Origin of the sequence: Bradyrhizobium paxllaeri (genome assembly GCF_001693515.2) — a bacterium.
In the GTDB taxonomy this organism is placed as follows: domain Bacteria; phylum Pseudomonadota; class Alphaproteobacteria; order Rhizobiales; family Xanthobacteraceae; genus Bradyrhizobium; species Bradyrhizobium paxllaeri.
Map to the genome: position 1 here is coordinate 6,553,593 of NZ_CP042968.1, position 11,849 is coordinate 6,565,441.

Consider the following 11,849-nt stretch of genomic DNA (forward strand, 5'->3'; position numbering starts at 1 on the left):
CGGATTAGCGAAATAGTCGAAGCAGGTTTCGAAGAAAGCCAACGGGCGCGGCTTTCTCTCGCACGATGGGCTGTACCGCCATCGGCAACGCCGCGCCTGCCACGCCGTTCGCCGCCGCCAGCGCGATCGGCCCCACCTGTTCCAGAAACGCGCGCTCATAGCCGCGCGACAGCCGTTTAATGGCTTCTTCCAGCGACAGCCAGTCCACCGCCTTCACGTCGCGCATCAATTGGCGCGCCGGCGTCTCGCCCGCGGCCATGCGCCAGTAATGCACCACCTTGGCGCCGCCCCGGGACTCGTAGGCCAGCGTCCCCAGAAATTCGTGCACGGCAACGTCGTACCCGGTTTCTTCCATCACCTCGCGTTCGGCGGCGGCGCGCGGCGTCTCGCCGTCGTCGAGCTTGCCTTTCGGCAGGACCCATTCATTGCGCTTGCGCAGGCGCACCACCGCGACCAGCGGCGGCTCCGCCTGCCGCAGCACAATGCCTCCCGCCGCCAGAACAGGCGTTCGCGCCATCTTTCTTCCCGCATCGGATTTCAGATCTTGCGACCATATAGAGATGCGATCAAGGTTTGCGCAACAGCGCTTCGCCGGCGCGGATGCGCGCTCCCTCCGCGACACCGTCGGCGAATTCGAAACTCTCCGGCGCCAGCACGATGATGGTCGAGCCGTGCTCGAACCAGCCGAGTTCGTCGCCTTTCTTGACCCGCGCAAAGCAGGCGAAGTCCACCGGTCCCCTGCTCTGCGCGTTGAGCGTGACATCGAGGAAATGCAGGCGGATGCTGGCGACCAGAATGGCGGCGACCGGCACCAGCGTCAGCGCCTCGCCGGTCGAAAGCCGCGTGCGCAGTACCGCGCGCTCGTTCTTGCAGAACAGGCGCTCCACGCGCTTCAGCGCGATCGGATTGACGTTCCAGACATCGCCGTGGATGAACGTCACCCTCTTGATCGTGGCGTCATAGGGCGCGTGGAAGCGATGATACATGCTCGACGTCAGCCGCAGCGTGAGGAAGCGGCCGTTGCGGTGCTGATCCACCAGCGCAGGATCGCCGAGCAGGTCGAGCAGCGAATAAGGCGCGCCCTTGATCTGGAACAGCTCGGTGTCGGCGATCCGGCCGTGCGCGCCGATGATGCCGTCGGATGGACTGGCCACCACGCTCGGGTCCGGATCCACCGGTCGCAGCCCGGGACGAAGCTCGCGGGTAAAGCAATCATGCAGGCTTCTGAATTCGGTCTTCCTGGCTTCCGACAGATCGAGGTCGGAAAACAGCCGCCAGCACGCAATCGAGGCATCGCGCACCAGCGGATTCTCGATCTTGCTGAACCAGCCCATGAAGCGCGTCAGCGCCGCCCGCGGAATACGGTTGGTCAATAGAAAATTGAGATCTTCCTGCTGCGTCAGGGACGCGATCAGGCCCCGGATTGTCATCAATCTGTTAGAGGCATTGGCTAGCGCTGGTGGCATGGACACATCCCTTCCGATTCTTTCCCTGTCCGCCGCTGCGGCCGTAAGCGCCGCGGCAGTCTTCCCCAAATTGCAGGCCCGGCTGGCGCTATCGCGCGCCAAGCACCGCTCGCTATCAGGACATTCAAAAATGTCCAAAATGGTCGCGCGGCTGGTGCCGCATTACGAGTTCGATATCGGCGATTTCTTCGCCTCCGACGGCGCGCCCGCCGACATCGCGATGCAGCGCCAGGACGCCTTCTTCCGGCTCGCCAGCCTCTTCGAGGAGCGCTACGCCAGGGGCCGCCGGATGACATCCGAAGCGGCCGAACACATCTCCGACTTGCAGTTCACGGAAAGCTACCGCGTGCCGTTTCAGTACAGCCGGCTGGTGCGCGAAAATCTCGGCACCGGCGCGTTCATGGAATCCTCCGCCGGCGTCACCGTGACCGACGTCGACGGCAATGCCTTCTACGACCTGACCGGCTCCTACGGCGTCAATATCTTCGGCAACGACTTCTACAAGGAATGCATCACAGAAGCCGAAAAGCGCGCCCATGCGCTCGGACCCGTGCTCGGTCCCTATCACCCCGTCATCACCGACAACGTCCGCCGTCTCTGCGAGATTTCCGGCCTCGACGAAGTCTCGTTCCACATGTCCGGCACCGAAGCGGTCATGCAGGCGGTGCGGCTGGCGCGCTACCACACCCGGCGCACACATCTGGTTCGTTTCGCCGGCGCCTATCACGGCTGGTGGGGCGACGTGCAGCCCGGCGTCGGCAATCCTGTTTCGCCGCACGAGACCTACACGCTGGCCGAGATGTCGGAGCGGACGCTGCATGTGCTGCAGACGCGCCGCGACATCGCTTGCGTGCTGGTCAATCCGCTGCAGGCGCTCCACCCGAATGCCAACGCCCCCGGCGATTCCGCGCTGGTCGATAGCTCGCGCAAGGGCGCGTTCGATCGCGCGGCTTACACCGAGTGGCTGAAGAAATTGCGCGAGGTCTGCACCGAGCGCGGCATCGTTCTGATCTTCGACGAAGTCTTCGTCGGCTTCCGCCTCGCCGCCGGCGGTGCCCAGGAATATTTCGGCGTTCGCGCCGACATGGTGACCTACGGCAAGAGCCTCGCCGGCGGACTTCCGGTGGGCGTGGTCTGCGGCCGCAAGGACTTGATGCGCCGCTTCCGCGACGATCGCCCCGCCGACGTCTGCTTCGCCCGCGGCACCTTCAATTCGCACCCCTACGTGATGACGGCGATGGACGAATTCCTGAGCCGCCTCGCCAGCCCGAACTTCAACGCGGTCTATCAGGGACTCGACGAAACCTGGAACGGCCGCGCCAAGGCGTTGAATGAGCGGTTGGCCGAGCAGGAGCTCCCGGTCCGCGTCAGCAATCTCTCCTCGATCTGGACGGTGCAATACACCGAGCCGTCCCGCTACAACTGGATGCTTCAATATTATCTGCGCGCCGAGGGGCTGGCCTTGAGCTGGGTCGGCACCGGCCGGCTGATCTTCAGCCTCAACTACACCGATGCGGATTTCACCGAGGTGGCCGACCGCTTTGTCGCGGCGGCCGACAAGATGAAGCGCGATGGCTGGTGGTGGCATGAGGCTTCGCTGACCAACAAGGATATCAAGCGGCGGATTCTGCGGGAGATGCTGCGGAAGCGGCTGGGGCGCTAACGGCGTTCTTTTATTTACGGTCATAGCCCGGCTGGTTCTCCGTCATTGCGAGGAGCGAAGCGACGAAGCAATCCATCTATCCCCGCATGGAGAAGGTGGATTGCTTCGCTTCGCTCGCAATGACGGCTGAGAGTTCACCGCTCTCCATCGTCGTGGCCGGGACACCCTCAAGACGTGGATGCCCGGGACAAGCCCGGGCATGACGTTCGTTACACGCATCAAAGCGAAAGCTCACGCGTGCTTGACGTGCTTCTCCAGGCCCGGATCGATCAGTTCGCCCTTCATCAGCGCCAGCGGCGCCTTGTAGTACAGCTTGAGATCGCTGAAGGGGTCGGTGAGGATCTTGGTCATCCAGACCAGGCCGGTCTCGACGTCGCGGATGAAGAACAGGTGCACGGTGCGGAACAGCAAACCGCCGATGCCGACGGCCAGCCACACTTTGGCCACCTGCCGCATGAAGTCGGCGTTCGAGGTCCAGGGCTGGACCAGGCCAAACAGCGTCGGGCTGAAATACAGCACCAGCGGCGAGAGCGCCCAGATCGTCATCAGCACCACCTTGCGCTGCAGGTTGTAGCCGACCTTGATCTCTTCCTTGTGCTCATGGGTCGCCTGGTTGACGTGGTCGTAGCCCTTGGGCTCGAAGAAGAAGTGACCGGCCTGGCGCGTCGTCATCGACACCAGCCAGCCGACCAGCGCCGACACCACGGGGTCGAAGAACAGCATGACATAAGCGAACAGGAAGCTCGCGGCGCTGACGAAGTGCAGCGACTGGTTGATGCGGCTGTGGTGATAGTAGCGATGGTCATCCCAGCGCTGGGTTCGCAGTTCCTGCAGGAAATTCTTGATCATGTTCTCCCCCAAATTCCGATGGGATCGGGTCTATCGAGATTCGATGTCCGGCATGTGACATCATGAAGTTGACATGTGACGCCGCAGAGCGACGCGATGACGCAAGCAGCAAGGCTCGCGTCAGGCCGCCGCGGCGACGTCGATTTTGCGGAAACGCACCAGCGAGAAATGCCCGAGCGGCGGCACCAAACGGCGCTCCGCCAATTCCATGCCGCGCGCGCCGGCCAGCCATTGCGCGTAGCGCGACCAGGCGAACTCGGCGGTGCGGAAACCGAGCGGACGCACCACCGGCTGCAGCCGCTGCTCGATGAAGCGGCGCATGCCGGCATCGGCGCTGACCCGGGTGAGGATGATGAGTTCGCCGCCCGGCCGCAGCACGCGAGCGAATTCGTCGAGCGCCTTTTCGGGATTAGGCACCGCGGTGACGACATATTGCGCCATTACCACGTCGAAGGAATCGTCCGGGAATTCGAGGTTTTCGGCGTCCATCACCGCAAGGCCCTCGACATTCTTCAGGCCGAGTTCGTCGACGCGCTTCTTCGCCTTCTCCAGCATCAACTCGGAAATGTCGGTGCCGAAGATACGCAGATGCGGCGCGTATAGCGGCAACGAAATGCCGGTGCCGACGCCGACCTCGAGCACCCGGCCGCCGATCTTGTTGGTCGCCGCGATCGCCGCCTTGCGGCCCTTTGAGAACACGCCGCCGAACACCAGATCGTAAACCGGCGCCCAGCGGTCATAGGCCTGCTCGACCGTTTCGCGGTCGAAATCGAGCGGCCTCGTGCCGTCAAGCTTGATGATGTCTGCCATGATTGTCCTGCCTTCTCGTCTTACGCATATGACTGGTTTGATGGTCGAACGTTCGCAAGCCTAGCCCTGCACGGCGCTGGTCGTGGGCGCCCGGCGCGCCGGCCGCAGCGCGCGGCTCGGCTGCAGCGCGGTCAGATTGCCGAGGAACTGCCGCGCGCTGTTTTCCCAGGAACGCGCCAGCGCAAAATTCCGGCAGGCCTCGCGCGACATCGTCAGCGCGCGCAGGCACGCGCTGCGCAGATCAGTGTCGATGGCGCCGATCGGATGATCGGCAATGACATCCTTCGGGCCGGTAACGGGGAATGCAGCAACCGGCGTGCCGCACGCCAAGGCCTCGAGCTGCACGACGCCAAAGGTATCGGTGAGGCTCGGAAACACGAAGACGTCGGCGGCAGCGAGATGCGCGGTCAGGTCCGCGCCCTTCTTCTCGCCGAGGAAGATCGCGTCGGGGAATTGCCTTGCGAGCTGCGCCTTCTGCGGCCCGTCGCCGACGACCACCTTCGATCCCGGCAGGTCGAGCGACAGGAACGCCTCGAGATTCTTTTCCACCGCGACGCGGCCCATGGTCATGAAGATCGGCCGCGGCAGGTCGAGCACAGCCGGGCTGTGCGGATTGAACAGCTCGGTGTCGACGCCGCGCGTCCAGAAGCCGAGCTTGCGGAAACCCCGCGCGGAAAGCTCCTGCCGCAACGAATCCGTTGCGACCATGGTCGTGGAGGCCGCCGCATGAAACCGCTGCAACACCGTATATCCGACGGCGACCGGAAGCCCGATGCGGACGGCGATATATTCCGGAAAGCGCGTCGTGTAGGACGTGGTAAACGCGAGCTTGCGGCGGCGGCAATACGCGCGCACCATCCAGCCGATCGGCCCTTCAGTCGCGATGTGAATCGCGTCCGGCGCGGCCTCCTCGATGCGGCGCGCGATCTCGCGCCGGTTCGGCAGCGCGATGCGCAACCCCGGATAGGTCGGCAGCGCCATCGAACGAAACCCGTCCGGCGTGAGGAAGCTGATGTCGGCATCGAGCGCTCTGGCGCTGCGCGCCAGCGACGTCAACGTGCGGACGACGCCGTTCACCTGTGGATGCCACGCATCCGTCGCAATCAAGATCTTCATGGCTCGAATCCGAGATTAACGATTCTCGAATTCGACGTTGGGACATGGATATTTCAGGCGTATGACGTCATCGTTCTGTAAGGTTGTTTTTTAAACCCATCTCCACGGATTTCAGGTAACGTGACAGAATGATGTCAGACCCGAACGACAATTCGGCACGATCCCGCCGCCGGCGAAAGCAGAAGAGCTACGCGCTTCTGATCCTTGCTGCGGGCATGCTCGCATTCGGCGTCGCCGCCGGCACGCTGTATTACGTGCTGCGGCCGACCACGCTGCGGATTGCGGTGGGCCCCGCCGGCAGCGAGGACCAGAAGCTGGTCCAACTCATGGCGCAGACCTTTGCGCGTGAAGGCAGCTCGGTACGTCTGGCGCCGATCACGACGGAAGGGACGCAGGAGAGCATCGCGTTGTTCACCGCCGGTAAGGCCGACCTCGCGGTGGCGCGCGGCGACCTGAACCTGCCGGAGAACGCCGAGTCGGTTGCCATCCTGCGCAAGAATGTCGTCGTGCTGTGGGCGCCTTCCGGCCTGCCCGCCAAGGGCTCCAGGAAGCAGCCGACACCGAAGGTCAAGAGTCTCGAGGACCTCGCCGGTCACCGCGTCGGCGTGATCGGACGTACGCAGGCCAATGTCACGCTGTTGCGCGTGATCCTGAAAGAGTCCGGCATCAATCCGGACAAGGTCACGATCAGCCAGTTCGCCACCAGCCAGATCAACGAAATGGCGAAAGATCAGTCGATCGATGCCTTCATGGCCGTCGGCCCGCTCAAGAGCAAGATCACGGTCGACGCGATCGCGGCAACGGCTGCAGCCCGCGGCGAGCCGAAATTCCTGCCGATCGACGTTTCCGACGCCATCGCCAAGAAAAACCCGGTCTATGAATCCGAGGAAATTCCAGCGAGCATCTTCGGCTCTTCGCCGCAGCGGCCGGAAGACAAGGTCGATACGGTCGCCATCAACCATCTGATCATCGCGCCGAAATCGCTGTCTGACACGGCGGTTGCTGCCTTCGCCCGCCAGCTCTTCACCAACCGCCAGCAGCTCGCGCGCGAACTGCCGACCGCCTCGCAGATCGAGAAGCCGGATACCGACAAGGACGCCGCGCTACCGGCCCATGCGGGCGCCGCCGCCTATATCGACGGCAACGAGCGAACGTTCCTCGAAAAATACACCGACTACATCTGGTTCGCCGTCCTGATCCTCTCAGGCCTGGGCTCGGTCGGCGCATGGTTCAAGCATTACTGGAACAAGGACGAGCGCGAGCAATACATCGCGCATCGCGATCATCTGCTGGAGCTGATTGCCAAGGTGAGAAAAGCCGAGACGCCGGAAGAGCTCGCGGATATGCAAAATGCGGCCGACGGCATGTTGCGCGAAACGCTGGATTGCTATGACGACGGCACCGTCGAGGAAAGCGACCTGTCGGTGATCGCTCTTGCGCTCGAACAGTTCCATCATGCCGTCACCGACCGCCGCGTGGTGCTCGGCGCGGGCTCGGCCGACATGCCGCGCATGCGCGCCGGCTAGAACTGCATCCTTATTCGCCGTTACCGCATTTGATCGTAGGCGTCCGCGACGACTCCAACGGAGCCTGACCGAAAACGTTTCCTATTTAAGCTCGACCTGCCCGACCAGATCTGCGCCTGGCATGCATCAATCTGTGTAGTCGCTGATCATGGTGCCGTAGTGCCAAAAAGCCAGCACCAGGCCAACCCCGCATAGAAGCCAAAACACCATTTCCCAATTGATCGGCACTCTTCGCATTGATTCGGTCTCGCGGAAAATTCAGCGTCGTTACGGTTGCGTGCCGACGTGAATCGGCCTTTGACATAAATCAATCATCCCGCGGCCATGCCGGTACTGGCCTGTCTATTCCTCACGCGTGCGGACGACCGTTGCGGCCGACGCGACGTCGCCACCGACGTGCCGCGAATGCGCGCCAGCCAGACCGCGAGCGTCGCGCTCATGCGCATTGCACCGAGAGCAATATGCACCGAGAGCAATGTTGATGTTGCGCCCTGCATCGGCGCAGTGCCATGTTGCGCGCGATCACGACGCTTCGCACAACATTGCCATCGGATATCCATGCCTTTCCGCTTCACGGGAGAGAGTGAGCAACTGCGCTTGCGGCGAGCGGCTGCGACAGCGTCGACGCGGGTGCACCCGTGATCGTATCCGCCGTATCAGACATGCCTGCACCTCTCACGCTCGCGATCGCACTCTCCGGCGTCTTCCTGATCGCCTTCATGAAGGGTGCATTCGGCGGCGGCTTCGCTATCGTCGGCATCCCCTTGCTTTCGCTGGCGATGGATCCGATCGCGGCCGGCGCGCTGCTGGCGCCGCTGTTCGTGGTGATGGATATCACGGCGCTGCGCTATTGGCGGCCGAACACCTGGTCGCGCGCCGACCTTGCGATGCTGCTGCCGGCGCTGGTTGCAGGCATCGGGCTCGGTTACTTCGCGCTGCGCGATCTCGACCGCCACGCCATCGAGGTCGTCATGGGCCTGGTGACGCTGGTGTTCGCCGCGATCTGGTTTCTCGGCGGCGGCGAAATCAGGCCGTGCCCGCGTTCGACACCGAAGGCCATACTCGCCGGCCTCTCCTCCGGCGTGACCACGATGGTCGCCCATTCGGGCGGACCGCCGCTGGCGATGTACCTGCTGCCGCTCGGCATGTCGAAGGCGCTCTATGCCGGCACCACCAGCCTGTTCTTCACGGTCGGCAATCTGCTGAAGGCCGGCCCGTGGCTTGTGCTCGCCACGCCCTCGAAGAGCCTGTGGATGCTGATGGCGCTCTGTGCGCCGGCCGTGCCCGCGGGCGTGTGGGCCGGATGGCGGCTACATAAGCGCCTCGACCAGCGCGCGCTCTACCGCGCCTGCTATGCCATTCTGGTCGTCACCGCGGCCAAGCTGTTGTGGGACGGGCTGGCCGGATACGTCCGGCCCTAGAACTGCCCCTCACCCTGATTGACGTCAGCGCCAATGGCGACGGTGATAACGATGGCCCCCGTAGTGACGATATCCCGATCGTTGCCAGCCATAGGCGGTGTAGGGATTGCCCCGCCCATAATTCTGGCAATTTGCGTTCGGATAGAACTGGGCGCACTTGCCTGGATTGGTAATAACGTGCTGCGCCGATGCCGGATTGGCAGGAGCGAACAGGAGCAGCATGGCAACGGCACCAAGCAAAATCATTGTTCTCATCATGGCGGTCTCGCTTGTCTCTGGACTGCTATTCCAACAGCGCAGGGCTTCAAGGGTTCCTTTCGAACCCATTGAAGCTAGGACCAGGCGCATGCCTGGCACGCCCCGCCGGCAACGAAACCTTAACGAAACAATTCCCTAACGCGACGAAACCATTTTGGCGATTTCGTGCAAATGTCCTGAAACGGTTCATCGGTACAGGTTTCCCCAACGACGCGCCGAGAAACGGCGCAGCAAATTTTAAAACAGGGGCGACCAATGTTTAATTCATTCAGGCTGAACACCCGCTTTGCTACCGCCGCCTTGGGCGCGCTGGCGATTGGCGCGACCGCATTTTCCGCACCCGCCACTGCTGCTCCGTTGCCGCTGTTTCCGTTCTTCCTGCCGCAGATCGAAGCGGCCCCGCCACCGGTTGCGGCTGCGCCCCGGGAAGAGGAAGACCGTTCGGTCGAGTTGCCGGCCCGCCTGCGCCGCCAGGTCGTGAACTACTATACCCGCGAGGCGCCGGGCACGATCATCATCGATACCCCCAACACCTATCTCTATCTCGTGCTCGGCAACGGCCAGGCGATGCGCTACGGCATCGGCATCGGCCGCGACGGCTTCACTTGGTCGGGCACCCAGACGATCACCCGCAAGGCGGAGTGGCCGGCCTGGACTCCGCCCCCGGAAATGATCGCCCGCCAGCCCTATCTGCCGCGCCACATGGCCGGCGGCCCCGGCAACCCGCTCGGCGCCCGCGCGATGTATCTCGGCGGCACCATCTATCGCATCCACGGCACCAACGCGCCGGAGACGATCGGAACCCGCGTTTCCTCCGGCTGCCTCCGCCTCACCAATGAAGACGTCAAAGACCTCTATTCGCGGGTCAGCGTCGGAACCAAGGTGATCGTACTGCCGATGACGGACCGCCGCGCCGATCTCGGTCGCGCCATCCGCTAAGCGCAAATAAATTCCCATGCTGAAAGCGGCCCGGCATTGCCGGAGCCGCTTGTCGCATTCAGCACGTAATCGCTCGCCAGCCCTTTCGCAGTGCGGTTCTTCCGTATCAGCCCGACCTTACTTCGTAGACTCGAATGCTCGAAATGAATGGGTTGCCTTGCGCCAACTTCTCTGCATCGTCGAGATTTGCCGCGTTGACGATCGTGAAGCCGGTGATGGAGTCGGGGCCGAGCGGAAGGTCCTTTGTTCCGCCCTTCGAGATTTCTCGACCATGGCCGAAGCCGCCCATGTCGACCATATGCGGCTTGGCTGCCTCAAACCATTTGCCCCAGGCGGCCATGATTTCCGGGGTGGGTTTTTCAAATCCGTAATGCAGCAGCACAAACTTCTTCATACGCGACTCCTGTTCACCAGTTGAGGTAAGTGCCTTCTCTTTGCGGACTCCGCTTTCCGATTACTCCTATCAGTGCGCAGCGGGCGCGATGCGCCGACGTTCGGCCAGGTCGAACAGCAGCGGAAGCTTGCGAACCAGTGCCATGGAGCCGATGACTTTGGCGCGCTTCGCTTCGATTGCGTCTTGAAGGGAGACGCTCGTTCCAACAATCTGCAGCACCGCGTCAAACGGGGCTTCCAATGTTCCCTTGCAATCCGTGATGCCTCTCTGAATCGACGTGCCTGAGCCGCCGCCCGCGACGGTAAAGCCTGCTGATTTCTTGCCATGGGTAACCATGAGACCGACGTTGATTGCCGGCACGGGTGAACGCTTCGCAATGGCATCGAGGCCAAGCATCACCCAGTCTGGCTCGAACGTGTCGCCCGGCACCGGCGGGAACAGGAAGCGGCCGCCCCAGCGGATCAACTCCCGAATCGCGGGCTGAATTTCCCGGCCGATCTCCGTCAGCTCGTACACCTGCGCATTGATCGGCCGCGGCAAAACAGTTCGCCGCACGACGTTGCACTCGATCAGGGTGGCAAGGCGCGCTGTCAGCAAGGTGGGACTCATACCGTCAAGGTGATCCAGCAGATCGCCAAATCGCTTCGGCCCAAGAAGGAGCTCCCGGATAATCAGGAGAGTCCAACGCTCGCCGATGATTTCCGCCGCGCGGGCAAGTGCGCAGAATTGCGGATAGTGAAGATTGGTCATGCCGCCGGGATTAGTTCCTCCGCATCATCTTCGGTAAGCGAGAGCGATCAACGGACCGACAATGGCAAACTGTAGAATCGTGAACGCGGTTTCAAGCAACACATAGTCCGGCACGGAAACCATCACATTCTTGGCTGCAACGGCAAGCGTGGTGAACGACCACGACAACAGACCCGCGCCAAGACCATACAACAGCCCGTCCTTCAGGACCGACCCGCTACCTTGCACGAATACGCGCGGGAACAACCACGAGAAGGCCGCGGCCTGGATGATCATTGAACCCAGGCCAAGGGCGATCACCGGCTCGTCGCGATAGATCTGCAACGCATGATACTTCTGCTCGAACACGACGAGATGCCAGATGAAGGCGATCGGAAAGGACGGAAGAAGGTAGGCGGCAAAGCCGAGCCAGAAGCTGCGGGCGCCGGCCGGACGGGCAACGTAAGATACTGCTGACATCGGCAACTCCGATCATACTACATTTTTTATAGTAATTACTATAAAATCTGGAGTCAACAGATCGGAGGGGATGGCCGCGTGAATCAGCCAACTCGGCCAGATGATCCAATCCAGCACGCCGAGCCAAAGGAGGGGCGTCGAATTGAAGTCTCGGGAATGTCCGTCAAACGGGCAGGCCCATGGGAACCCGCTGCACTG

At 62.5% G+C, this 11,849-nt stretch carries 13 protein-coding genes; 4 read left to right on the forward strand and 9 right to left on the reverse strand.

Annotation, left to right across the window (positions count from 1 at the left end):
* Positions 1–4: 4 nt before the first annotated feature.
* Both LMTR21_RS31215 and asd read right to left on the reverse strand, forming a co-directional pair.
* Positions 5–517, reverse strand: coding sequence for an NUDIX hydrolase (locus tag LMTR21_RS31215; protein ID WP_065756393.1), 513 nt, complete (start codon positions 515–517; stop codon positions 5–7).
* Between the two features lie 49 nt (positions 518–566).
* Positions 567–1,430 carry an archaetidylserine decarboxylase gene (asd, locus tag LMTR21_RS31220; RefSeq protein WP_065756394.1) on the reverse strand — a complete coding sequence of 288 codons (864 nt, stop codon included), beginning with the start codon at positions 1,428–1,430 and terminating at the stop codon, positions 567–569.
* Between the two features lie 34 nt (positions 1,431–1,464).
* On the opposite strand from asd, the gene LMTR21_RS31225 reads away from it, so the two are divergent.
* Positions 1,465–3,129 (forward strand): aminotransferase class III-fold pyridoxal phosphate-dependent enzyme, encoded by a 1,665-nt coding sequence (locus tag LMTR21_RS31225; protein ID WP_065756395.1) that lies wholly within the window; start codon positions 1,465–1,467, stop codon positions 3,127–3,129.
* Between the two features lie 231 nt (positions 3,130–3,360).
* Here LMTR21_RS31225 and LMTR21_RS31230 read toward each other — a convergent pair whose 3' ends face one another.
* The 3 genes from LMTR21_RS31230 to LMTR21_RS31240 form a co-directional block, all read right to left on the reverse strand.
* Positions 3,361–3,978 (reverse strand): hypothetical protein, encoded by a 618-nt coding sequence (locus LMTR21_RS31230; protein WP_065756396.1) that lies wholly within the window; start codon positions 3,976–3,978, stop codon positions 3,361–3,363.
* A gap of 120 nt (positions 3,979–4,098) precedes the next feature.
* Entirely contained in the window at positions 4,099–4,788 is a 690-nt protein-coding gene (locus LMTR21_RS31235) for a class I SAM-dependent methyltransferase (RefSeq protein WP_057859489.1), read from the reverse strand.
* 60 nt (positions 4,789–4,848) lie between these two features.
* The gene (locus LMTR21_RS31240) at positions 4,849–5,904 is read right to left on the reverse strand and encodes a glycosyltransferase family 4 protein (protein ID WP_065756397.1); all 1,056 of its coding nucleotides are present in this window, start codon (positions 5,902–5,904) and stop codon (positions 4,849–4,851) included.
* A gap of 131 nt (positions 5,905–6,035) precedes the next feature.
* Here LMTR21_RS31240 and LMTR21_RS31245 point away from each other — a divergent pair, with 131 nt between their 5' ends.
* On the forward strand, positions 6,036–7,430 hold the full coding sequence (locus LMTR21_RS31245) for a TAXI family TRAP transporter solute-binding subunit (RefSeq protein WP_065756405.1): 1,395 nt from the start codon (positions 6,036–6,038) through the stop codon (positions 7,428–7,430).
* 662 nt (positions 7,431–8,092) lie between these two features.
* Positions 8,093–8,851, forward strand: a complete 759-nt coding sequence (locus LMTR21_RS31250; RefSeq protein ID WP_084030992.1) for a sulfite exporter TauE/SafE family protein — start codon at positions 8,093–8,095, stop codon at positions 8,849–8,851.
* Between the two features lie 24 nt (positions 8,852–8,875).
* Here LMTR21_RS31250 and LMTR21_RS31255 read toward each other — a convergent pair whose 3' ends face one another.
* The gene (locus LMTR21_RS31255) at positions 8,876–9,109 is read right to left on the reverse strand and encodes a hypothetical protein (protein WP_141688640.1); all 234 of its coding nucleotides are present in this window, start codon (positions 9,107–9,109) and stop codon (positions 8,876–8,878) included.
* A gap of 255 nt (positions 9,110–9,364) precedes the next feature.
* Between LMTR21_RS31255 and LMTR21_RS31260 the strand changes: the two genes are divergently transcribed.
* On the forward strand, positions 9,365–10,048 hold the full coding sequence (locus LMTR21_RS31260; RefSeq protein ID WP_065756399.1) for a L,D-transpeptidase: 684 nt from the start codon (positions 9,365–9,367) through the stop codon (positions 10,046–10,048).
* Between the two features lie 106 nt (positions 10,049–10,154).
* Here the strand turns inward: LMTR21_RS31260 and LMTR21_RS31265 are convergent, their stop codons facing one another.
* The 3 genes from LMTR21_RS31265 to LMTR21_RS31275 form a co-directional block, all read right to left on the reverse strand.
* Positions 10,155–10,442: a YciI family protein gene (locus tag LMTR21_RS31265; protein ID WP_065756400.1), complete on the reverse strand. Its 288-nt coding sequence runs from the start codon at positions 10,440–10,442 to the stop codon at positions 10,155–10,157.
* A 69-nt stretch (positions 10,443–10,511) separates the two neighbouring features.
* Positions 10,512–11,192 carry a winged helix-turn-helix transcriptional regulator gene (locus LMTR21_RS31270; RefSeq protein ID WP_065756401.1) on the reverse strand — a complete coding sequence of 227 codons (681 nt, stop codon included), beginning with the start codon at positions 11,190–11,192 and terminating at the stop codon, positions 10,512–10,514.
* A 24-nt stretch (positions 11,193–11,216) separates the two neighbouring features.
* Complete coding sequence (locus LMTR21_RS31275) at positions 11,217–11,657, reverse strand: hypothetical protein (protein ID WP_141688641.1); 441 nt, start codon at positions 11,655–11,657, stop codon at positions 11,217–11,219.
* Positions 11,658–11,849 lie beyond the last annotated feature (192 nt).